20 protein-coding genes and 2 tRNA genes are annotated in these 22,002 nt (G+C 66.7%); 10 read left to right on the top strand and 12 right to left on the bottom strand.

Going from position 1 to position 22,002, the window contains the following annotated elements:
• The first annotated feature begins 4 nt into the window (after positions 1 to 4).
• Genes N416_RS0110745 through pknB form a run of 4 tightly spaced genes read left to right on the top strand, consistent with a single transcriptional unit; the run spans position 5 to position 5,992 of the window.
• Positions 5 to 1,414 carry an FtsW/RodA/SpoVE family cell cycle protein gene (locus N416_RS0110745; RefSeq protein ID WP_024442110.1) on the top strand — a complete coding sequence of 470 codons (1,410 nt, stop codon included), beginning with the start codon at positions 5 to 7 and terminating at the stop codon, positions 1,412 to 1,414.
• Positions 1,411 to 2,892 (top strand): D,D-transpeptidase PbpA, encoded by a 1,482-nt coding sequence (gene pbpA, locus N416_RS0110740; protein WP_024442109.1) that lies wholly within the window; start codon positions 1,411 to 1,413, stop codon positions 2,890 to 2,892. The genes N416_RS0110745 and pbpA overlap by 4 nt, the downstream gene beginning before the upstream one ends.
• On the top strand, positions 2,889 to 4,121 hold the full coding sequence (locus N416_RS0110735) for a protein kinase (protein WP_024442108.1): 1,233 nt from the start codon (positions 2,889 to 2,891) through the stop codon (positions 4,119 to 4,121). The genes pbpA and N416_RS0110735 overlap by 4 nt, the downstream gene beginning before the upstream one ends.
• A complete protein-coding gene (gene pknB, locus N416_RS0110730) occupies positions 4,118 to 5,992 on the top strand; it encodes a Stk1 family PASTA domain-containing Ser/Thr kinase (protein WP_024442107.1) in 1,875 nt (624 codons plus the stop codon). The genes N416_RS0110735 and pknB overlap by 4 nt, the downstream gene beginning before the upstream one ends.
• An 18-nt stretch (positions 5,993 to 6,010) precedes the next feature.
• On the opposite strand, the gene N416_RS0110725 is transcribed toward pknB, so the two are convergent.
• Positions 6,011 to 6,691, bottom strand: a complete 681-nt coding sequence (locus N416_RS0110725) for an aminodeoxychorismate/anthranilate synthase component II (protein WP_024442106.1) — start codon at positions 6,689 to 6,691, stop codon at positions 6,011 to 6,013.
• A gap of 48 nt (positions 6,692 to 6,739) precedes the next feature.
• The gene (locus N416_RS0110720; RefSeq protein WP_036457681.1) at positions 6,740 to 7,492 is read right to left on the bottom strand and encodes a DUF881 domain-containing protein; all 753 of its coding nucleotides are present in this window, start codon (positions 7,490 to 7,492) and stop codon (positions 6,740 to 6,742) included.
• Positions 7,493 to 7,593: 101 nt separating this feature from the next.
• Here N416_RS0110720 and crgA point away from each other — a divergent pair, with 101 nt between their 5' ends.
• Positions 7,594 to 7,878 carry a cell division protein CrgA gene (gene crgA / locus N416_RS0110715; protein WP_024442104.1) on the top strand — a complete coding sequence of 95 codons (285 nt, stop codon included), beginning with the start codon at positions 7,594 to 7,596 and terminating at the stop codon, positions 7,876 to 7,878.
• Positions 7,879 to 8,007: 129 nt separating this feature from the next.
• A complete protein-coding gene (locus tag N416_RS0110710; protein WP_231384144.1) occupies positions 8,008 to 8,451 on the top strand; it encodes a PH domain-containing protein in 444 nt (147 codons plus the stop codon).
• A 19-nt stretch (positions 8,452 to 8,470) separates the two neighbouring features.
• Here N416_RS0110710 and N416_RS0110705 read toward each other — a convergent pair whose 3' ends face one another.
• Positions 8,471 to 9,019 (bottom strand): peptidylprolyl isomerase, encoded by a 549-nt coding sequence (locus N416_RS0110705; protein ID WP_081654534.1) that lies wholly within the window; start codon positions 9,017 to 9,019, stop codon positions 8,471 to 8,473.
• A 40-nt stretch (positions 9,020 to 9,059) separates the two neighbouring features.
• Between N416_RS0110705 and cwsA the strand changes: the two genes are divergently transcribed.
• Entirely contained in the window at positions 9,060 to 9,485 is a 426-nt protein-coding gene (cwsA, locus tag N416_RS0110700) for a cell wall synthesis protein CwsA (protein ID WP_024442101.1), read from the top strand.
• A 32-nt stretch (positions 9,486 to 9,517) separates the two neighbouring features.
• On the opposite strand, the gene N416_RS0110695 is transcribed toward cwsA, so the two are convergent.
• The 9 genes from N416_RS0110695 to dnaA form a co-directional block, all read right to left on the bottom strand.
• Positions 9,518 to 9,590 (bottom strand) — tRNA-Ala (locus N416_RS0110695).
• Between the two features lie 12 nt (positions 9,591 to 9,602).
• Positions 9,603 to 9,676: transfer RNA gene (locus N416_RS0110690), tRNA-Ile, on the bottom strand.
• A 73-nt stretch (positions 9,677 to 9,749) separates the two neighbouring features.
• Positions 9,750 to 10,598, bottom strand: a complete 849-nt coding sequence (locus N416_RS0110685) for a DUF3566 domain-containing protein (protein ID WP_024442100.1) — start codon at positions 10,596 to 10,598, stop codon at positions 9,750 to 9,752.
• Positions 10,599 to 10,654: 56 nt separating this feature from the next.
• A complete protein-coding gene (gene gyrA, locus N416_RS0110680) occupies positions 10,655 to 13,150 on the bottom strand; it encodes a DNA gyrase subunit A (RefSeq protein WP_024442099.1) in 2,496 nt (831 codons plus the stop codon).
• A gap of 82 nt (positions 13,151 to 13,232) precedes the next feature.
• Entirely contained in the window at positions 13,233 to 15,284 is a 2,052-nt protein-coding gene (gyrB, locus tag N416_RS0110675) for a DNA topoisomerase (ATP-hydrolyzing) subunit B (protein WP_125079025.1), read from the bottom strand.
• Between the two features lie 199 nt (positions 15,285 to 15,483).
• The gene (locus N416_RS0110670; RefSeq protein ID WP_024442097.1) at positions 15,484 to 16,062 is read right to left on the bottom strand and encodes a DUF721 family protein; all 579 of its coding nucleotides are present in this window, start codon (positions 16,060 to 16,062) and stop codon (positions 15,484 to 15,486) included.
• A complete protein-coding gene (recF, locus tag N416_RS0110665) occupies positions 16,059 to 17,219 on the bottom strand; it encodes a DNA replication/repair protein RecF (RefSeq protein WP_024442096.1) in 1,161 nt (386 codons plus the stop codon). Before recF ends, N416_RS0110670 begins: the two co-directional genes overlap by 4 nt.
• Before the next feature lie 39 nt (positions 17,220 to 17,258).
• Entirely contained in the window at positions 17,259 to 18,455 is a 1,197-nt protein-coding gene (gene dnaN / locus N416_RS0110660; RefSeq protein ID WP_024442095.1) for a DNA polymerase III subunit beta, read from the bottom strand.
• A gap of 534 nt (positions 18,456 to 18,989) precedes the next feature.
• A complete protein-coding gene (gene dnaA / locus N416_RS0110655) occupies positions 18,990 to 20,459 on the bottom strand; it encodes a chromosomal replication initiator protein DnaA (protein ID WP_024442094.1) in 1,470 nt (489 codons plus the stop codon).
• 628 nt (positions 20,460 to 21,087) lie between these two features.
• Here dnaA and rpmH point away from each other — a divergent pair.
• From rpmH to yidD, 3 genes are read left to right on the top strand one after another with little or no spacing between them, the layout of a single operon-like run.
• Positions 21,088 to 21,231, top strand: coding sequence for a 50S ribosomal protein L34 (gene rpmH, locus N416_RS0110650; RefSeq protein ID WP_024442093.1), 144 nt, complete (start codon positions 21,088 to 21,090; stop codon positions 21,229 to 21,231).
• A 17-nt stretch (positions 21,232 to 21,248) separates the two neighbouring features.
• Entirely contained in the window at positions 21,249 to 21,647 is a 399-nt protein-coding gene (gene rnpA, locus N416_RS0110645) for a ribonuclease P protein component (protein ID WP_024442092.1), read from the top strand.
• Positions 21,647 to 21,961: a membrane protein insertion efficiency factor YidD gene (gene yidD, locus N416_RS0110640; protein ID WP_036457680.1), complete on the top strand. Its 315-nt coding sequence runs from the start codon at positions 21,647 to 21,649 to the stop codon at positions 21,959 to 21,961. Before rnpA ends, yidD begins: the two co-directional genes overlap by 1 nt.
• Positions 21,962 to 22,002 lie beyond the last annotated feature (41 nt).

The raw sequence follows: 22,002 nt of genomic DNA, 5'->3' as shown, positions 1-22,002 counted from the left end.
CGACGTGAGCACCGCGCCGCAGCCGCCGGTGACGCTGACACCGGCGCTGCCGGATCGGCGTAACGCCGAACTGCTGCTGCTGTGCTTCGCCACCATGATCATCGCGGTGGCGATGCTGATCGTCGAGGCCGGTCACGAGCAGGGCCTGCGCTGGGACCTGGTCGGTTACGGGGTGGCGTTTCTGGTGCTGTTCGGCTTCGCGCACCTGGTCATCCGGCGGTCGGCACGGTACGCCGACCCGCTGCTGCTGCCGGTGGTGGCGCTGCTCAACGGCCTTGGGTTGGTGATGATCCACCGCATCGATCTCGGCGTCGCGATCGACGGCGCCGGCGCGCGTCCCGGCGCCAGCGCGCAGATGCTGTGGACACTGGTCGGCGTCGGCGTCTTCGCCCTGGTGCTGGTGGCCCTCAAAGACCACCGTCAGCTGTCCGGCAGCGGCTACGTCTGCGGCCTGGCCGGCTTGGTGCTGCTGGTGATCCCCGCCCTGCTGCCGGCCTCGTTGTCCGAGCGTCAGGGTGCCAAGATTTGGATTCGATTGCCGGGCTTCACAATTCAGCCTGCCGAGTTCTCCAAGATCTTGTTGCTGATTTTCTTTGCCGCGGTGCTGGTGTCCAAACGCCGGTTGTTCACCAGCGCCGGCAAGCACGTCCTGGGCATGAACCTGCCCCGACCGCGCGACCTGGCGCCGCTGCTGGCCGCCTGGGTGATCTCGGTGGGAGTCATGGCGTTCGAGAAGGACCTCGGCACGTCGTTGCTGCTGTACGCATCGTTCCTGGTGGTGGTGTACCTGGCCACCCGCCGGTTCAGCTGGATGGTGATCGGCATGCTGCTGTTCGCCGCCGGCAGCGTGGCCGCCTACTTCCTGTTCAGCCACGTCCGGGTGCGGGTACAAACCTGGCTGGACCCCTTCGCCGACCCGGAGGGCGCCGGCTATCAGATGGTGCAGTCGCTGTTCAGCTTCGCCACCGGCGGCATCTTCGGCACCGGACTGGGCAACGGACAGCCCGGATATGTGCCCGCGGCGTCGACGGACTTCATCATCGCCGCATTCGGGGAGGAACTGGGTCTGGTCGGGCTGGCCGGCGTGCTCATCCTCTACACCATCGTGATCGTGCGTGGGATGCGGACAGCGATAGCGGTGCGGGACAGCTTCGGCAAGCTGTTGGCCGCAGGCTTGGCCGCCACCCTGGGCATTCAGCTGTTCATCGTGGTCGGCGGGGTGACGAAGCTGATTCCGCTGACCGGGCTCACCACCCCGTGGCTGTCCTACGGCGGATCGTCATTGCTGGCCAACTATGTGCTGCTGGCGATCGTGCTGCGGGTCTCGCACGCCGCCCGCCGGCCGCTGAGCACCCATCCCGTGCGCCCGACTCCGATCGGCGACACCGGCACGGCGGTGATCGAGCGCGTATGAACACCTCCCTGCGCCGCGTCACGATGACCCTGATGGCGCTGATCGTGCTGCTGTTGGGCAACGCCACCCTGACCCAGGTCTTCGCCGCCGACGGGCTGCGCGCCGACCCGCGCAACCAGCGGGTGCTGCTCGACGAATACTCCCGGCAACGCGGTCAGATCACCGCCGCCGGCCAGCTGCTGGCGTACTCGGTCGCCACCGACGACCGCATCAAATACCAGCGCATCTACCCCGACCCGGCGGTGTATGCCCCGGTCACCGGGTTCTACTCGCTGCGGTACTCCAGCAGCGGCCTCGAGCGTGCCGAGGACACCGTGCTCAACGGGTCGGACCCGCGGTTGTTCGGGCTGCGGCTGGCCGACTTCTTCACCGGCCGCAACCCGCGCGGCGGCACCGTGGAAGCCACCATCCGGCCCCGGGTGCAGCAAGCGGGCTGGGAGGCGATGCGCAACGGTTGCACCGGCGGCTGCCGCGGTGCGGTGGTGGCCCTGGAACCGTCCACCGGCAAGGTCTTGGCGATGGTGTCGGCGCCGTCGTATGACCCCAACCTGCTGTCCTCGCACGATTCGGCCCAACAGGGCCAGGCCTGGCAACAGCTGCGCGACGACCCGGCCTCACCACTGACCAACCGCGCCACCAGCGAGACCTACCCGCCGGGCTCGACGTTCAAGGTGATCACGACGGCGGCGGCGCTGCAGGCCGGCGTCAGTGAGAACGAGCCCCTGACCAACGCGGCGCGCATCGCCCTGCCCGACAGCACGGTCACGCTGGAGAACTACGGCGGCAGCACCTGCGATGGCGGCAACGAGCCGACCGTGCCGCTGCGGGTGGCGTTCGCGCGTTCCTGCAACACCGCCTTCGTCCAGTTGGGTATGCGTACCGGTGTGGACGCTCTGCGCAGCACGGCCCAGGGCTTCGGGCTGGATATCACCCCCGAGCCGATACCGCTGCAGGTAGCGGAGTCCACCGTCGGCCGCATCCGCGACGCGGCCGCGCTCGGGATGACCAGCATCGGCCAGAAAGATGTCGCGGTCACTCCGCTGAAGAACGCGGTCATCGCGGCGACCATCGCCAACGGCGGGCTGACCATGCAGCCGTATCTGGTCGACGGCCTGGAGGGTCCGGACCTGGCGGGCATCGCCACCACCCAACCGCGCGAGCAGCGGCGTGCAGTGTCCTCGCAGGTCGCGGCTAAGCTAACTGAACTAATGATCGACGCCGAAAGAATGACCCAGCAGGAGGGGGCCATCCCGGGCGTACAGATCGCGTCGAAGACCGGCACCGCCGAACACGGTGCCGATCCGCGGAACACCCCGCCGCACGCGTGGTACATCGCCTTTGCCCCGGCCAGCGCCCCGAAAGTGGCCGTTGCCGTCCTGGTCGAAGACGGCGGCGACCGCTTGGCCGCCACCGGCGGTGCCCTGGCCGCACCGATCGGACGCGCCGTGATCCAAGCCGCCCTGCAGGGGGGCTCATGAGTCCACAGGTCGGCGCGGCACTGGCCGGGCGTTATCGGTTGCAGCGGCTCATCGCCACCGGCGGCATGGGCCAGGTGTGGGAGGCCGTCGACAACCGGCTGGGGCGCCGCGTCGCGGTCAAGGTGCTCAAGCCGGAGTTCTCCTCGGATCCGGAGTTCATCGAGCGGTTCCGCGCCGAGGCCCGCAACACCGCGATGCTCAACCATCCGGGCATCGCCAGCGTGCACGACTACGGCGAGACCGACCTGGACGGGGAGGGCCGCACCGCGTTCCTGGTCATGGAACTGGTCAACGGTGAGCCGCTGAACTCGGTGCTCAAGCGGACCGGGCGGCTGTCCCTGCGGCATGCCCTGGACATGCTGGAGCAGACCGGGCGCGCCCTGCAGGTGGCGCACAGCACCGGACTGGTCCACCGTGACGTCAAGCCCGGCAACATCATGATCACGCCCACCGGCCAGGTGAAGATCACCGACTTCGGTATCGCCAAGGCCGTCGACGCCGCCCCGGTCACCCAGACCGGGATGGTGATGGGCACCGCCCAGTACATCGCCCCGGAGCAGGCGCTGGGCCAGGACGCCACCGCTGCCAGTGACGTGTACTCGCTGGGGGTGGTCGGCTACGAGGTGCTCTCCGGGCGGCGGCCGTTCACCGGCGACGGCGCGCTGACCGTCGCGATGAAGCACATCAAAGAGCCCCCGCCGCCGCTGCCCGCCGAGTTGCCGCCCAACGTGCGCGAACTGATCGAGATCACGCTGGCCAAGAACCCGGCCATGCGCTACCGCAGTGGCGGCCCGTTCGCCGATGCCGTGGCCGCGGTGCGCTCCGGGCGGCGTCCCACGCGACCCAGTCAGGCGCTGCCGGCCGGGCGCGCCGCCCCGTCGGCCATCCCGTCGGGTGTCGTGACCCGGGCCGCTCCGCCCGTGTCCGCGCGGGCCACCGCGGCGCGCCGGGCCCGGCCCAGCGCCGGCAACCATCGCACGCCCCCGCCGCGGCGCACCTTCACCGCCGGGCAGCGCGCGCTGCTGTGGGCGGCCGGGGTGCTCGGCACGCTGGCGATCATCATCGCGGTGCTGATCGTGGTCAACGCCAAGAGCCCGGGCGGCTCCCTGGCGCCGGCCACCGTCACCGACACCGGGGCTCCGCTGACCAGCTCGTCGAACGCTGAGTCGTCGGCGACGTCTCCGGCCGCGCAATCATCGGGTTGGACCTGGCACAGGACGTCGCAATGACCACGCCGCAACGGCTCTCCGATCGCTACGAGCTCGGCGAGATCCTCGGCTTCGGCGGCATGTCGGAGGTGCACCGCGCTGTCGACACCCGCTTGCACCGCGAGGTCGCGGTGAAGGTGCTGCGTGCCGACCTGGCCCGCGACCCCAGCTTCTACCTGCGCTTCCGGCGCGAGGCACAGAACGCCGCTGCCCTGAACCACCCGGCGATCGTCGCGGTCTACGACACCGGTGAAGCCGAGACCCCGGCCGGTCCGCTGCCCTACATCGTGATGGAGCTCGTCGAGGGCGTCACGCTGCGCGACATCGTGCACAACGACGGCCCGATGCCGCCGATCCGCGCCATCGAGGTGATCGCGGACGCCTGCCAAGCGCTGAACTTCAGCCACCAGCACGGCATCATCCACCGCGACGTCAAGCCGGCCAACATCATGATCGACATGCACAACGCGGTGAAGGTCATGGACTTTGGCATCGCCCGTGCCGTCGCCGACGCCGGCAACAGCGTCACCCAGACCGCCGCCGTGATCGGCACCGCCCAGTACCTGTCACCCGAGCAGGCTCGCGGCGACACCGTCGACGCCCGCTCGGACGTGTACTCGCTGGGCTGTGTGCTTTACGAAATCCTCACCGGCGACCCACCTTTCGTCGGCGACTCCCCGGTTGCGGTGGCCTACCAGCACGTCCGCGAGGATCCGGTGCCCCCGTCGCAGCGGCTCCCGAGCCTGCCCGCCGATCTGGACGCCGTGGTGCTCAAGGCGCTGGCGAAGAATCCGGACAACCGCTACCAGACCGCCGCCGAGATGCGTGCCGATCTGGTGCGGGTCCACAACGGGGAGACGCCCGAAGCCCCCCGGGTGCTCACCGCGGCCGATCGTGCCTCGATCATGACGCCGCGGGCCGGTGACCACACCGGTGCACAGACCGACCCGCTGCCCCGCCAGGAACTCGACTTCGGCCACGAGCGGCCGGGCTCGGTGGGCCGCTGGCTGATCGCCGCGATCGTGCTCGCCGTGCTGACCGTCATCGTCACGGTGTCGATCAACACGTTCGGCGGCCGCACCCACCAGATCCAGGTGCCCGACGTCAGCGGCCGTGCGTCGGTCGACGCGATCGCCGAACTGCAGAACAAGGGCTTCAAGACCCGCACCGAGCAGCGCTCCGATTCCCACGTCCCGCCCGACCATGTGATCGGCACCGACCCGCCCGCCGGCTCCCCGGCGAACAAGGGCGACAAGATCACCGTTGACGTGTCCTACGGGCCGGAGCAGCGTCAGCTTCCCGATGTCGCGACCCTGAGCTACGCCGACGCGGTCAAGAAGCTGACCGCCGCCGGGTTCGGCAAGTTCAAGCAGGTCAACTCGCCGTCCACCCCGGAACTCAAGGACAAGGTGGTCGGCACCAACCCGCCGGCGAATCAGACCACGGCTGTCACCAACGAGATCATCATCGTGATCGGCAGCGGCCCGGCCACCAAGCCCGTTCCTGACGTCACCGGCCAGACCGTGGATCTGGCGCAGAAGAACCTGACCGTCTACGGCTTCACCAAGATCACCGAGGTGGCGGTGGACAGTCCGCGACCCGCCGGCGAGGTGATCGCCACCAGCCCGCCCAGCGGTGAGACGGTGCCCGTCGACGCGGTGATCGAGCTGCGGGTGTCGCGGGGCAACCAGTTTGTGATGCCGGATCTGGCCGGCATGTTCTGGACCGACGCCGAACCGCAGCTGCGGGCCCTGGGCTGGACCGGGATGCTGGTCAAGGGCGCCGACGTCGATGCCGGCGGATCCGGGCACAACCGGGTGCTCTACCAGAGCCCGGCGGCCGGACAGGGTGTGAACACCGATGGCAACATCACGCTGCGCTTCGGTCAGTAACGCGGCGCTGGCGAACGGCTACGGAACAGGGGCGGGCGGCCGGGCGGTCTGGACCGTCGCGGCGATCTCCTCCTCCAGCCGGCGCACCAAGGCTTCGAGGTCATCCGGGTCGCAGCTGTAGCCGCAATAGCCCAGCCAGTTGGCCAGCATCCGGTGACCGCCCTCGGTGAGGATGGACTCCGGGTGAAACTGCACCCCGTGGATGGGCAGCTCCGTGTGCCGCACCGCCATGATCACTCCGCCGCGGGTGCGCGCCGTCGCCTCCAGAACGGGCGGCAGCGTCTCGGGCAGGATCGTCAACGAGTGGTAGCGGGTGGCCGTGAACGGATCCGGCAAACCCTTGAGCACCCCCGCACCGGAGTGAAAGACCGTGCTGGTCTTGCCGTGCAGCAACTCCGGCGCCCGGCCCACGGTGCCGCCGAAGGCGACGCCGATCGCCTGGTGCCCCAGGCAGACCCCCAGCACCGGGATTCCGGCAGCCGCGCACGCCCCGACCAGGGCGATCGAGGCGCCGGCGCGTTCGGGCGTGCCCGGTCCGGGGCTCAGCAACACCCCGTCGAAGTCGGCCACCGCAGCGGCCGGGTCGCTCAGGCGCGCGTCGTCGTTACGCCAGACGGCAGCCTGCACACCCAACTGGCCCAGATACTGGACCAGGTTGAACACAAAGCTGTCGTAATTGTCGACGACGAGGATCCGCACGACCAACAGGCTACCGCCGCGTTGACGGCGACGGCCCGCTGCGCCCAATCAGTAGTCGACCGGGCCGACCGGCACGGCGTAGCGCATCCGGGCGACGGCCGGTGTCTCGACGACCTCCAGGTCCGCACTGACCTGCTCGCTGTAACCCAGGCCGAACCGGATCACGTACTGCTTGTAGAGAGTGATCAGGGGATCGTCGGCCAGCGCGGCCTGCATCGCGGCCGGGTCACCGATCGCGGTCACCACGTACGGCGGGCTGTAGGTCCGGCCGTCCAGCAGCAGAGTGTTACCCACGCACCGCGGCGCCGACGCCGCGGTGATCCGCTGGTCCTGCATCTGCACAGCTTCGGCGCCGGCGCTCCACAAAGCGTTGAGCACGGCGGAGATGTCCTGTTGGTGCACCACCAGGTCGTCGGGGGAGGCGTCGCGTGGGAACCGGCCGTTGGCATCACGCTGGGCGTCGGCGAGCGTCACGACCAGGCCCGGCCCGTACATCGCCTCCAGCCCGCCGGTCGATGCGAGTTGCTCGCTGCGTTTGCGCATCGCCGACAGGGCGATGCCGGAGCTTCGGCCGTGTACTGAACCCACCCCGGCTGCCAGCGTGTCACGCTGCGCGGTGAGTTCTTCCACCGTGGCCTGGGTCGCGCGGACCAGATCGACCAGTCGGGGGGCGTCGCCACGCCGGATCTCCTTACCGCCGGAGACCCCGTGAGTGGCCGCCAGCAGCAGGCCCGCCAGCAGGCAGACCAGCGGAACTCCGATCCGCCACGGGGAACGGCGGCCGGAGGACGACAGTCCCATCTGCGGCATCGGCTCTCCCGTTCTCGGCTGGACTATCCTGCTGGGCTAATCTCGTACCGACCCATACTCGCAGCTTCACGCCGCACTTTCCCGAGGTACCGATGCCCAAGTCCAAGGTTCGCAAGAAGACCACCAGCTTCACCCCTTCGTCGGTGAGCCGTACCCCGGTCAAGGTCAAAGGCGGCCCATCGAGCACATGGTTCGTCGCACTGTTCCTGGGGCTGATGCTCCTCGGACTGGTGTGGCTGATGGTGTATCAGCTGGGGGCCACCGGGCTGGATGCCCCCGCCGCGCTCAACTGGATGGCCGAACTGGGCCCGTGGAACTATGCCATCGCGTTTGCCTTCATGATCACCGGGCTATTACTCACCATGCGCTGGCACTGAGCTGCACGGACGCGGTATTTCGGTTATGTCGGACCGCCGCCGATGCCGGCTCAGCAACCGTGTCCTGGGTCAATCACATCGATGTGATTTATCCCCACTGTGGACAACTCCTGTAGATAACCTCGAAACGTGCAGGTCGACGTGAGTCAGCCCGGGCATGCGCAGACGGAGTGGTCGCCACCGGCCGGCGGAATCGTTGCGTGCGCGCTCGTCGGGGCCGCGTTGGCCATCAGCGCTACGACGATCGCCACCGATACCCCCGGGCGGGTGCTGGGCAGCATTGCCGGAGTGGGATTGCTGGTGTTCTCCGGGTTGTCCTGGCGGGCCCGGCCCAAGCTCGCGCTGACATTCGACGGCCTCGCGGTGCGGGGTTGGTGGCGCACCAAAGTGCTCACCCCGGACAGCCTCACCCGGCTTCGTGTCACCGAGTACCAGCGCATCGGGCGCAAGCATCGGCTACTGGAGATCGAAACCGTCGATGACGAGTTACTGATCCTGTCGCGGTGGGATTTGGGAACCGACCCGCGCGAGGTGTTCGAAGTACTGTCAACGGCCGGCTACACCGGCCGCTGACCACGGCCACGCGTCGCCGCTAGGCGACCGTGATGGACTCGATGACGACCGGCTCGGTGGGCCGGTCGGCACGGTCGGTCGCGGTGGTGGCGATGGCGTCCACAACCGCCTGCGAGTCCGCGTCCACGACCTCACCGAAGATGGTGTGCCTGCGGTTCAGGTGCGGGGTCTGGCCCACGGTGATGAAGAACTGCGAGCCGTTGGTGCCCGGTCCGGCGTTGGCCATCGCCAGCAGGTAGGGCTTGTCGAACACCAGCTCCGGGTGGAACTCGTCCTCGAACTTGTAGCCGGGGCCGCCGCGACCGGTACCGGTCGGGTCGCCGCCCTGGATCATGAATCCGCCGATCACCCGGTGGAACACCGCGCCGTCGTAGAACGGCCCCGAGGAGCCGCCGGAGGCGTTGGTGGTCGAGTACTCCTTGGTGCCCTGGGCCAGGCCGACGAAGTTGGCCACGGTCTTAGGAGCGTGGTTGCCGAACAGCGCGATCTTGATGTCGCCGCGGTTGGTGTGCAGCGTGGCAGTTGCGGTGGCAATGGAGCTGGAGGTCATGGGATCACAGTCTGCCATTCGCGCCGTGGTGGGCTGCGTCACGGGTAGCGTTGTGCCCATGCGCCTGGCGACCGAGACCCCGCTGACCCACCGAGAGCGCCTGACTCGCGGTCTCGCCCACACCGCTGCCGGGCCGGTGGACGTGGCGCTTGGCGCCGCGGGTCTCAGCGGCGCCGCTGTGCGCCGCGGGGCGGTCGAATTACGCCGGCGCTATCGGGACAGCCAACTGTCCGACCGCGTCTCCGAGGCCGCCGAAGCCGCGGCCCGGGAACTGGCCGCCGCCCAAGAGGCCGTCGCCGGCTTCCCGGAGCTGTTGGAAGGTCGTGCCCCTCGCCGTCATGTTCGCCGGTCCTGGGTGCTCGCGGCGGCCGCCGGTGCGGCACTGCTGGCGGGCGGGGTGGTGGCGGTGTTGATCCGCCGCTCGAACCGGCCGCAGGAGTCGTCGCCGCGCCCACCGAGCGTGGACGCACAGCACAAGATTTAGCGCACCGGGGCGACGCCTGCGCGTTCGCATTGTGGAGCCTAGGAGATTCGAACTCCTGACATCTGCCTTGCAAAGGCAGCGCTCTACCAACTGAGCTAAGGCCCCTGGTGGGACTCGTGGGCCTAGGAGGACTCGAACCTCCGACCTCTTCGTTATCAGCGAAGCGCTCTAACCGCCTGAGCTATAGGCCCGTAGTCGTCTGCGACCGAGCGAGATTACCGCACTGGGTGCCCGCTCACCAAAATGCCGTGAGCGCCCGGCCCGTCAGTCCCGGTCAGCCAGGGTTACCTCTACGCCGCCGACGACGTCGGTGCTGAGGTTGTAGATCACCACGCCAAGGGTGGCCATCGCGGTCAGCACCACGATATTCACCAGCCCGATCAGCGCAGCGCCGCCGAAAATCGAACCGGCGGAAACCAGTTCGGCGGCACTGTTGTTGGTCAACAGGTCGCCCACGTTGCTGTTCAGCTTGTTCCAGACGCCCATTGCGCCCAAAGCGACGTACAGCACTGCCACCGCGATCATCCAGACGAAGAACAGCGCCGTCGACAGCAGCAAGGACACCTTGAGCGCGCTCCAGGGGTCGATCCGGCGAATCTGCATGCTTGCCCGCAGCGGCCCGCGCGGGCCCGCCGACACCTGCGGGCGGCGGGCCGGAGACCGCCGCTGCGCCGGTTCGGACAGATCCGGCAACTCGCTGACGTAGGCGTCGTCGGGTTGGGCGGGCTTCACCGGCGGCGCGGGCTTGGCGGCCGGCTTGGCCGGTTGACCCGGCGGCTTGGCAGGCTGAGCGGGCGGCTTGGTCGCCGCCGGGGGCTTGGCCGGGGCCTGCTGCGGCGCGCCGGGCGCGGGAGGCGCTGTCGGGGCAGCCGTCCCGGACACGAAACGGCGTATCCGCTCGTCAACGCCGGGGGAGTGCGCCCCGCCGTCTGCGGGCCGGGCCGGTGCGGCCGGGCGGGCCTGACCGCCGCGCTGCCACGGCGGGGCTTCCCCGGTCTCGGTGATCCGGCCGGGACGGCCCGCGGGCCGCTGACCCGGCTCGCCCGGACCGTTGCCGGCCGAGTCCGCCTTGCCCCCGTTGCCCGGGTGCCCCGGCTCGTTCGGTGCGCTCACCCACGACTCCTTACCTGCGTGTCCCCACCGCGCCGCGGCCGGGTCTGGCGTCGGGTTCAGCTACCCGAGTCCTCGTCGACCGCCTCTTCATCGGCGTTCCGCGCAATCGCTATCAGTGTGTCGCCCTCGCCCAAGTTCATCAAGCGAACGCCCTTGGTCTGACGTCCGGCCTTACGAACCTGCCGTGCCGCGGTGCGAATCACACCGCCACCGGAGGTGATCGCGTAGAGCTCACTGTCATCGTCGACGATCAGTGCCCCGACCAGCCGGCCTCGCCGCGAATCGTACTGAATGGTCAAGATTCCCTTGCCGCCGCGACCCTGCGCGGTGTACTCCTCGATCGCCGTGCGTTTGGCGTACCCGCCGGCGGTGGCCACCAGCAGATAGGTGTCCTCGCGGACCACATTGAGCGAGAGCAGCCGGTCGTCGGCGTTGAATCGCATGCCCTGCACACCGGAGGTGGCGCGGCCCATCGGCCGTAGCGCTTCGTCGGTGGCCGAGAACCGGATGGACTGACCGTTCGCCGACACCAGCAGCAGGTCTTCCTCGGCCGAGCACAGCACCGCGCCCACCAGTTCGTCCCCGTCGCGCAGGTTGATCGCGACGATGCCGCCGGATCGGTTCGAGTCGAAGTCGGTCAGCTTGGACTTCTTGACCAGACCGTTGCGGGTGGCTAACACCAGATACGGCGCGTCTTCGTAACTCTTGATCTGGATGACCTGAGCGATGCGCTCCTCGGGCTGGAAGGCCAGCAGGTTGGCGACGTGCTGACCGCGTGCGGTGCGCAACGCCTCCGGCAGGTCGTAGGCCTTGGCTCGGTACACCCGGCCCTGGGTGGTGAAGAACAGGATCCAGTCATGAGTCGAGCACACGAAGAAGTGCGCGACGATGTCGTCCTGCTTGAGACCGGCGCCCTGTACGCCCTTACCGCCCCGCTTCTGGCTGCGGTACAGGTCGGTCTTGGTGCGCTTGGCGTAGCCGGTCTCGGTGATGGTGACGACGACGTCCTCGCGGGCGATCAGATCCTCGTCGGCGACGTCGCCGTCGGCGGGGATGATCCGGGTGCGGCGGTCGTCGCCGTACTTCTCGATGAGCTCAGCCAGTTCGTCATGCACGATCGCACGCTGCCGTTCCGGCTTTTCCAGAATGTCCTTGAGGTCTGCGATCTCGGCTTCGATCTTGGCCAATTCATCGATGATCTTCTGGCGTTCCAGCGCGGCCAGCCGGCGCAGCTGCATGTCCAAAATCGCTTGCGCCTGAATGTCATCGATGTCGAGCAGCTCGATCAGGCCCTGGCGGGCGATGTCGACGGTCTGCGATGCCCGGATCAGGGCGATCACCTCATCGAGGGCATCGAGTGCTTTGACCAGACCACGCAGGATGTGGGCCCGCTCTTCGGCTTTGCGTAGCCGGTAGCGGGTGCGCCGAACGATGACGTCCAGCTGATGAGCCACGTAGTAGCGGATCATCTGATCCAGCCGGAGGGTGCGCGGCACTCCGTCGACGATCGAGAGCATGTTGGCGCCGAAGCTGGTCTGCAGCTGGGTGTGCTTGTAAAGGTTGTTCAGCACCACCTTGGCAACCGCGTCGCGCTTGATCTCGACGACGATGCGCAGTCCCACCCGGTCACTGCTCTGGTCTTCAATGTTGGCGATTCCCACCAACTTCCCGTCGCGCACCTGCTCGGCGATCGACGTGATGAAGTTGTCGTGGTTGACCTGATAGGGCAGCTCGGTGATGACCAGCAGGGCCCGCCCGCGCGAGTCCTCCTCGATCTCGACAACGCCGCGCATCCGGATGGAGCCGCGCCCGGTTCGGTAGGCGTCGTTGATGCCCTGCGAACCGACGATCAGGCCGGAGGTGGGGAAGTCCGGGCCCTTGACCCGCTCCATGACCGCTTCCAGGGTGGTTTCTTCGTCGGCCTCGTGGTTATCCAGGCACCAGAACACCGCTTCGGCGAGTTCGCGCAGGTTGTGCGGCGGGATGTTGGTCGCCATACCGACCGCGATACCGCCGGAACCGTTGGCCAGCAGGTTCGGGAACCGGCTCGGCAGCACCGTCGGCTCTTGTACCCGGCCGTCGTAGTTCGGGACGAAATCGACTGTTTCCTCGTCGATTTCGCGCAGCATCTCCATGGCCAGCGGAGTCAGCCGGGCCTCGGTGTAACGCATGGCGGCCGCGGGGTCGTTGCCCGGCGAACCGAAGTTGCCCTGGCCGTCGACCAGCGGGTAGCGCAACGACCACGGCTGAGCCATCCGGACCAGGGTGTCGTAGATCGAGGCGTCGCCGTGCGGGTGGTAGTTGCCCATCGTCTCGGCGACCGACCGTGCGGACTTCGCGTGGCTGCGGTCCGGACGGAACCCGGAGTCATACATCGCGTAGAGCACGCGGCGGTGCACCGGCTTGAGACCGTCACGCACCTCGGGCAGTGCACGGCCCACGATCACGCTCATGGCGTAGTCGATGTAGCTGCGCTGCATCTCCTGCTGGATATCGACCGGTTCGATCCGGTCCACCGAGTCGTCCCCGGGTGGCAGCGTGGTGTCTGTCATCTATTCCTCGTTCTGTGAAGAAGTCCGTCCGGTCAGATGTCGCGATGTCACGTCAAGGTCGGTTCGACGTCGCAATACATCTCTAAACGTCCAAGAAGCGAACGTCTTTCGCGTTGCGCGTGATGAAGCTGCGGCGGGCCTCAACGTCCTCGCCCATCAGGATCGAGAACAACTCGTCCGCGGCGGCCGCGTCGTCGAGCGTGATCTGGCGCAGCACCCGCACACTGGGATCCATCGTGGTCTCCCACAGCTCCTTGGCATCCATCTCACCGAGGCCCTTGTACCGCTGAATGCCGTCATCCATGTTGATCTTCTTGCCGGCGGCCTTGCCGGCTTCCAGCAGGCCATCACGTTCGCGGTCGGAGTAGGCGAATTCGGCGTCGTTACCGCGCTGCCACTTGAGCTTGTACAGCGGTGGCTGCGCCAAGAACACGTGCCCGTGCTCCACCAGCGGCCGCATGAAACGGAACAACAGGGTGAGCAGCAGCGTTGAGATGTGCTGGCCGTCGACGTCGGCGTCGGCCATCAGCACGATCTTGTGGTAGCGCAGTTTGGAGATGTCGAATTCGTCGTGAATACCGGTGCCCAGTGCGGTGATGATGGCCTGGACCTCGTTGTTCTTCAGGACGCGATCGATGCGCGCCTTCTCGACGTTGATGATCTTGCCGCGCAGCGGCAGGATCGCCTGGAACATCGAGTCGCGGCCGCTCTTCGCCGAGCCGCCGGCCGAATCACCCTCCACCACATACAGTTCGGACTTACTCGGGTCATTCGAGCGGCAGTCGGCCAGCTTTCCGGGCAGGCCGCCCAGATCCGTTGCGCTCTTGCGCCGCACCAATTCTCGGGCTTTGCGGGCGGCCATGCGGGCCTGCGCCGAAGAGACCGCCTTGTTGATGATGGTCTTGGCTTCGGCGGGGTTGGCCTCGAACCAGTGGCCCAGCTGCTCATTGCAGACTTTCTGCACGAACGACTTGACCTCGGTGTTGCCCAGCTTGGTCTTGGTCTGGCCCTCGAACTGCGGCTGGGACACCTTCACGGAGATGACAGCGGCCAAGCCCTCGCGGATGTCGTCACCGGTGAGGTTTGGGTCCTTGTCCTTGAGCAGCTTCTTGTCCTTGGCGTATTTGTTGACCACGCTGGTCAATGCCGACCGGAAACCCTCTTCGTGAGTGCCGCCCTCGGCGGTGTTGATGGTGTTGGCGAAGGTGTGCACCGACTCGGAGTATCCGCCGTTCCACTGCATGGCAATCTCGACTTCATGTCCGGTTCCCTTGCCGTCGAAGTCGACGATGGTCGGGTGGATCGCGGTCTTGCTGCGGTTGATGTGCGCGACGAAATCGCGCAGACCGCCGGGGTAGCAGAAGACGCGGTGCTTGACCTTGTGTGGAGCTACGGCCTCGGCGGCCTGTTCCTCCGCGGTCTTGGGTGCTTCGGCGGTGTCGCTGACAACCTCGTCGACGACCTCTTCGACGCGCACCCGCTCATCGGTGAGGTCGATGGTCAGGCCCTTGTTGAGGAATGCCATCTCCTGCAGGCGCCGCGCCACAGTCTCGAAGTCATAGGTGGTGGTTTCGAAGATGTCCGGGTCGGCCCAGAACCGGATGGTGGTGCCGGTCTTCTTGGTCTTCTCGCCCTTGCGCAGGGTCCCGGGAACGGATTTGTCGTAGGACTGGAACCACTGGTAGCCGTCGACGCAGATGTCGGCCTCCAGTCGGGTGGACAGCGCGTTGACCACCGAGACGCCGACGCCGTGCAGACCGCCGGAGACGCTGTAGGCGCCCTCTTCGAACTTTCCGCCGGCGTGCAGCACGGTCATGACCACATCGACGGTCGGGATGCCGGTGGCGTGCATGGCGACCGGGATACCTCGACCGTCGTCGGTCACCTCGACGCCACCGTCTTCGAGGATGCGCACGGTCACCTGCGAGGCGAACCCGGCCATGGCCTCGTCGACCGCGTTGTCGACAACCTCCCAGATCAGGTGGTGGAGACCGCGTTCACCGGTGGAGCCGATGTACATACCGGGTCTTTTACGGACTGCTTCGAGGCCTTCGAGAACCTTGATCGAATCGGCACCATATTTGTTTTGGGCAGCCACGGTCGGGGAGCTCTCCTCAGGTTCGCAAGTCAGCATTCGACGCAGCACTCGGGTGCATGCGCGGGATACTGAGCCAGTCTACCTTGAGGCCCCGACGGCGAGCATTTTCTTGTGGTGTTTCTGCCTACCTGATTGCGCCGTGGCGTCGATATCGCGGTTTGCCTCGTGTCCGGCCGCTGGCCGGAACGATTTTCCTGCTCGTAGCGCCACACAGGCGCCGGATTCCGGCGGCGACTCAACCGTAGGTATCGCGCGGGCCCCGACCGGAGACGTGTAACGGCCCTTTGCGCCAGGACGGGGCCGTCGGGCCGGTGATCTTCAGCGTCTTGACCACGCCGTCACCGACGGCGGCGGCGATCTTGGCCAGCAATTGGGCTTGGACCAGGCGTAACTGGGTGGCCCAGGCGGTCGATTCAGCCGCCACGCTGAGCACCCCGTCGGAGAGCCGGGTCGGTGTTGCGTGCGAGGCGATGTCGTCACCGACCACCGAGCGCCATTGACCCAGCACCGTGCCCTCGGCCACCTGGGCAGACCAGCCCCGAGACTGCGCCAGGTCGCGGGTTGCCGCGCCCAGGCTCTGGGGATCGCGACGATCCGGTCCCGGCCCCGACCAGCTGCGGCGACCGCCGCCGGTGCCCGGGGTACGGCGGCGCAACGGCGCCCGGCGGCCTTGCCCGACGTCCTTGCCCTGGCTGCGAGCGGCTTCGCGCGCTTCGGCCAGGGTGCGGCGGACGAGGTCCATGCCGGCCAGGCCGGCCAGGTGCGCCGGTGGCTGCAGCACCGGTTCGTCGTGCGAGTCCTCGAAGTCGGTCACGAGGCATCGTCCATCAATTCCGACACCCTGCCCTCGTCACCTTCGGTGACCGCGATACGAATGTGGCGGGCCTGCCAGTCGGCGGGGATGTCGTCGGGCACGGCGGCGGTGATCAAGACCTGCTCGGCGGACGCCGCGACGCCGGCCAGCGCCCGGCGCCGGGCGGCGTCCAGTTCAGCGAAGACGTCGTCGAGCAACAGCACAGGCTCGGCGCCTTCGCTGCGGAGCAGTTCATAGGAAGCCAGTCGCAGCGCCAGCGCCATCGACCATGACTCGCCGTGGCTGGCAAACCCTTTCACCGGCCGGTCGCCGAGCTGCAACTCCAACTCGTCGCGGTGCGGGCCGACCAGGCATATCCCGCGGTCCAATTCCGCACCGCGGCGGCGGGTCAACTCCGCAATCAGGGCTTCTTGAAGTTCGGCCGCGCCCTGGTTCTCGATACCGGCGGGGATCTCGAGTTTCGGTCGATAGGCCACGGCGGCGGTTCTGGTGCCCGGCGCCAGCAGTTGATAAGCCTTCTCGACTTCCGGCGCCAACTGATTGACCAGGTCGATACGGGCGGCCATCAGCTCGGCGCCGTGCAACGCCAATTGGGAATCCCACACATCGAGGGTGTCGAGCACCGAACGGTCACCGCGGTGCAGTGCGCCCGGGGCACTTTTGAGCAGCGCTGTGCGCTGTCGCAGCACGTGAGCGTAGTCGGCGCGCACGCCCGCGATCCGCGGACGGCGCACACTGGCCAATTCGTCGAGGTAACGGCGGCGCTCGCCGGGATCACCGCGCACCAGCGCCAGGTCTTCGGGGGCGAACAACACCGCACGCAGTACCCCTACGACTTCGCGGGCGTGCCGCACCGGTGCGCGGTTCAGGCGCACCTTGTTGGCCCGGCCTGCGGCGATCTCCAGATCGACGGCGAGTTCGCGGCCCTCATTGACCACGATTGTCGAAACCACGGCGCGGGTGGCACCCGAGCGAATAAGTGGCGCGTCCGTGGCCACCCGGTGTGATCCCAAAGTGGACGAATACCACAGTGCCTCAACAAGATTGGTTTTACCGAAGCCGTTCGGTCCGACCAGCACCGTCGCGCCGGGCTCCAGTTCCAGATCGACGTGCGCCCAGGACCGGAAATCCCGCAGGCCCACGTGGCGGACATACACCGAGAAACCAACCCCTCCCGTCGTCGCTGCTGCGCCGATTTAGCCGGGCAGGCGAACCGGCATCAACAGGTAGACGTAATCCGACGGCACCGCCGGGAACGGACCATCACCGATCAGCGCCGGGTCTTCTGCGCTGGCGGGGCGCAGCACCGCCGGCTTCTTCGGATCGGTGAAACCCATCGACACCTTCTCGCTGTGCAGCGATCCCAACCCATCCGTGAGGTAGGTCGGGTTGAACGCGATGGTCAACGGCTCCCCGACGAAGTCGATCGGCAGATCCTCCTCGGCACGACCGACGTCTTCGGCACCGGCCGACAGTCGCAGAGTGCCCTCGGACAACTCCATGCGCACCTGGGCGCCCCGGTCGGCCACCAATGCCACACGTTTGATCGCCTCGGTGAGCTCAGCGACACCGATCGTGGCGACGGCAAGATGCTCGCTGGGCAGCAGTTGCCGGAATTTCGGGAATTCGGCATCCAACAGTCGAGTGGTGCTGCGCTTTCCAGCGCTGGTGATGCCCAGCAGGCCCTCATTGCCGACTGAAGCCCCAGCGCCCAGAGCCAGATGCACCTCGTTGCCGTCGCTGCTGGCCTTGGCCGCTTCAGCGAGGGTCTTCGCCGGGACCAATACCGCAGCTTCGGTACCTGGTGCGGCAGACCAACTCAGCTCTCGGACAGCCAGGCGGAAACGATCTGTGGCAGCCAAAACCACTGTGTTACCCGAGATTTCGACACGTATGCCGGTCAACATGGGCAGCGTGTCGTCACGGCCGGCGGCCACCGCCACCTGGCTGATGGCCTCGGCGAACACATCCGAGGACAGCACGCCAGTTTCGTCGGGCAGAGTCGGCAGAGTGGGGTAATCCTCGACCGTCATGGTCGGCAGCGAGAATCGTGAATTCCCACAGGTCAACGAGACCCGAGTGGATTCGACCTGGACTTCGACCGGCTTGGCCGGCAATGCCCGGGTAATATCCGAGAGCAGTCGACCGGATACCAAAACGCTTCCCGGAGAAGCGATCTCAGCAGCAAGCTGAACCTCGGCGGAGACTTCGTAATCGAATCCGGACACGGTCAGACCGTTGTCGGAACCCGTCAGCAGCACTCCGGCCAACAGGGGCACCGTGGGCCGGGCCGGCAGCGACTTGGCCACCCACGCCACCGCGTCAGCGAAGTCGTCCCGGTCCAGGCGGAACTTCAAGTCGGTCAGACCCGCGTTCGTGGTCGCCGCGTCCATAACGTCCTCTCGTCACCCCGATATCGAGCTCTACCCTGCGGCGACTGGTGAACCTCCCCACCCGCGGCCGTGTAACGCCCCACGCCGAAGTGTAGGAGCGGTCGGTCACCAACCGTAGAGCCTGGACGGCCTTCTTGAAAGTTAAACCTCAACACCGAGCGGCCCCACATGGCCTTGGACGGGGACCAGGCAGGCGGGTTGTGAACAGGCTCGGTTGACCCGAATCCCCAACGACCTGCTTTTAAAAAGAATCGAGGGATAACTCCCAGTATTAGTAGTAAGTCCTGTGGATGCTGGGCACAACGTGGCATCGTCGCTGCTGAGCGGGGGCACGGGGCTGGGGAAGAACAGTGCATGACACGCCCGGACCGGCCGGCGCGGCTGTGTATGAAGCAGGTGGTGTGGATCGACTGACGATTCGCCACCGGATCGTGGACAGGTTGTCCGCAGCGGTATCCACAGGGTCCAGCCGTGACGGGTGGTACGAGTGGGTCCAAAGTTTTTTGCAAGAAGGACGGACTTCCGAGCCGGGAATCAGCGCTTGGCGCGCTGCCGGATCCGGGTGGTGAGCTCTTTGACTTGATCGAAGACCTCGCGACGTTCGGCCATCTCGCCGCGGATCTTGCGCTCGGCATACATCACCGTGGTGTGGTCGCGACCGAATGCCTGGCCGATCTTGGGCAGCGACAGGTCGGTCAGCTCCCGGCACAGATACATGGCGATCTGGCGGGACTGCGCCAGCGGCCGTGTCTTGCCGGGCCCGCGTAGTTCCTCGACGGAGGTGTCGAAGTATTCGGCGATGACCGCCATGATGATCGCGGCGCTGATCTGCATAGTGCTGGCGTCGGCGATCAGGTCACGCAGCACGATCTCGGCCAACGCCCGGTCGATCGGGGTCTTGTTGAGTGAGGCGAATGCGGTTACGCGGATGAGCGCGCCCTCGAGTTCGCGGATGTTGCGTTCGATGCTGGTGGCGATGAGCTCCAGCACATCGGCCGGCACATCGAGGCGTTCCATCTGCGCCTTCTTGCGCAGAATGGCGATCCTGGTCTCTAGATCCGGCGGCTGAACATCGGTGATCAAGCCCCACTCGAAACGAGTTCGAAGCCGATCCTCAAGGGTGGCAAGCTGTTTCGGCGACCGATCGGAAGTGATCACGATCTGCTTGTTGGCGTTGTGCAGCGTGTTGAAGGTATGGAAGAACTCTTCCTGGATACCTTCCTTACCCTCGATGAACTGGATGTCATCGACCAGTAGCACATCGATGTCGCGATAGCTCCGCTTGAACGCCACCTTGCGGTCGTCGCGAAGAGAGTTGATGAAGTCGTTGGTGAACTCTTCAGTGGAGACGTACTTGACGCGCATCCCGGGGAAGAGCCGCTGGGTGTAGTTGCCGGCCGCATGCAGCAGGTGGGTCTTACCCAGACCGGACTCACCCCATATAAAGAGCGGGTTGTAAGCGCGAGCCGGTGCTTCGGCGATGGCCAGTGCGGCGGCGTGGGCGAACCGGTTGGAGGTGCCGATGACGAAGGTGTCAAAGGTGTAGCGCCGGTTGAGGCTTGCACCGTCGGCGGTCGGCGAGTCCTCACTGGGCCGCTCGGTGAAGTAGTTGGGCCAGTCGTATTCGACGTCGGTGGTCTCGTCGTCTTCGTCCTCGACGCGCACCTCTACACCGGTGTCGGCGCTGGAAGTGGCGGGCGGGTCTTCAGCGACCTGCGGTGAGATCCGAACGCCGAGTTCGATGGCGTGGCCGAGGCGCCGGCTGAGCGCATCGGTGATCTGGGTCCGCAGATGCCGTTCGATCTCGTTCTGGACGAAACTGCTCGGGACCGCCAACAGCGCGAAGCCCTCGACGATGGCCAGCGGGTGGACTAGCTTGAGCCAGGCCTTCTGCTGGGGAGTCAGGGCTGGCGCGTCGCCGTTGGCTCCCGCGGATTCGCCGTTGAGTTCGGCGACTACCTCGTCCCAGAGACCGAGGAACGCAGTGCCGGGGTCCTCATTCACAGCCCCATCCCCCTGGTTCGACGCCGTCCGGCCTGGCACCGCAGCGCACGCGTGCCGTCAGGGGACATGCTATCCACACACTTATCCACAGATGTGGATGAGGTGCGCATTCCGCGATGAGGCCCTCCGGGCCGGGTGCTCAGCAACGGATACTCCAGACAAAAGACGCCATATCTGAAGCGCCAGCCGCTTCGTGATCTTCGGTTCGTGGTCGAGAAACCGCTCCGGTTCCGAAACGGCGCTGGCAAGGAAGCTAACAGGTTTCTGCCTAGACGACTACTCATTTCAGCGAGATGAAGCGAATGAAAACGAAGGTCGTTAGCGGGACCGATACGGGTGTGAACAGTGTGAATAGTGGGTCGATTTCGTAGGCCGATGGGTAGCGTGCAGTGCGGCAACTACACCGGGGTTTGACCCGGCGAACGTGCATCAGTACCCTCGAACAGTCGCCCGAACGTTGGCGATACGGCTGCGACCGGCCTAAAGGCCGGAGCCCGCGCCGGTTACGAGCAAGACAGCAAGACGCAGAAGTTCACCGAGCTTACCGAGTGCGTCGCGTGCGACAGGCACAACGGGCTTCCGGTGTGTCGGGCTTATGCGACGCAAGATGCAATAAGGAGAGTGTGCCGTGGCCAAGGGCAAGCGGACCTTCCAGCCCAACAACCGTCGTCGGGCCCGCGTGCACGGGTTCCGGCTGCGGATGCGTACCCGTGCCGGCCGTGCCATCGTCACCGCCCGGCGCAGCAAGGGCCGACGCTCGCTGACCGCCTGAGCACAGGCAGCTCGGCGGTGCTCCCGGCTCAATACCGGATGAGACGATCGGCCGACTTCGGTGCAACGGTCAAGCATGGCCGAAGGGCGGTGCAGCCGGACGTCATCGTGTACAGCCGGGTCGCAGTCGACCAACGGACGGACTCGTCCGAAGAGTCGGCGTCCGACGGCGCGACGAGAACTCCGCCGCGGGTAGGTCTGATCATTGCCAAGTCGGTCGGTACTGCTGTCGACCGACATCGGGTGGCTCGGCGACTGCGCCATGTGGCCCGCGGCGTGTTGGCCGACCTGGAACCGCGAGAGCAACTCGTGATTCGGGCGCTGCCCGGCAGCAACGGCGCGAGCTCGGACAAGCTCAGCGCTCAGTTGCGGACAGGACTGCGGTCGATCCGCCGGGGTGCGGGGGCGGTGCGCTGATGCACGCGGTCGCGGTAGCACCGGTACGCGGGTTGATCTTCGTCATCGAGCTCTATCGGAACATGATCTCGCCACTGCGTCTGCCCAGCTGCCGCTTCATGCCGACCTGTAGCCAGTACGCGGTCGAGGCATTGACCGAGTACGGGTTGATCCGGGGCAGCTGGTTGGCGGCGCTACGGCTGGCCAAGTGCGGACCGTGGCATCAAGGCGGATGGGACCCGATTCCCGAACGGTCCCAGGGGGCTGCTGACTGCGGCTGCCCGTCCGAGAACAACTCGGGCAATCGAGCGGAGGGTGAATACCGTGTCCTTTGATCCGGGCAGCCTGGACTACGTGTACTACCCGGTGTCGGGCA

The organism is Mycobacterium sp. UM_WGJ (assembly GCF_000455125.1).
Lineage (GTDB): Bacteria > Actinomycetota > Actinomycetes > Mycobacteriales > Mycobacteriaceae > Mycobacterium.
This window is presented reverse-complemented; position numbering and strand designations above follow the sequence as displayed.

Bases quoted from the DNA above. Each gene is read 5' to 3' on its own strand.
- gyrA (WP_024442099.1), bottom strand. From the start codon at position 13,150: ATGACAGACACCACGCTGCCACCCGGGGACGACTCGGTGGACCGGATC.
- gyrB (WP_125079025.1), bottom strand. From the start codon at position 15,284: ATGCTGACTTGCGAACCTGAGGAGAGCTCCCCGACCGTGGCTGCCCAA.
- N416_RS0110720 (WP_036457681.1), bottom strand. From the start codon at position 7,492: ATGGGACTGTCGTCCTCCGGCCGCCGTTCCCCGTGGCGGATCGGAGTT.
- crgA (WP_024442104.1), top strand. From the start codon at position 7,594: ATGCCCAAGTCCAAGGTTCGCAAGAAGACCACCAGCTTCACCCCTTCG.
- N416_RS0110705 (WP_081654534.1), bottom strand. From the start codon at position 9,019: ATGGCAGACTGTGATCCCATGACCTCCAGCTCCATTGCCACCGCAACT.
- N416_RS0110735 (WP_024442108.1), top strand. From the start codon at position 2,889: ATGAGTCCACAGGTCGGCGCGGCACTGGCCGGGCGTTATCGGTTGCAG.
- pbpA (WP_024442109.1), top strand. From the start codon at position 1,411: ATGAACACCTCCCTGCGCCGCGTCACGATGACCCTGATGGCGCTGATC.
- pknB (WP_024442107.1), top strand. From the start codon at position 4,118: ATGACCACGCCGCAACGGCTCTCCGATCGCTACGAGCTCGGCGAGATC.
- cwsA (WP_024442101.1), top strand. From the start codon at position 9,060: ATGCGCCTGGCGACCGAGACCCCGCTGACCCACCGAGAGCGCCTGACT.
- dnaN (WP_024442095.1), bottom strand. From the start codon at position 18,455: ATGGACGCGGCGACCACGAACGCGGGTCTGACCGACTTGAAGTTCCGC.
- yidD (WP_036457680.1), top strand. From the start codon at position 21,647: ATGCACGCGGTCGCGGTAGCACCGGTACGCGGGTTGATCTTCGTCATC.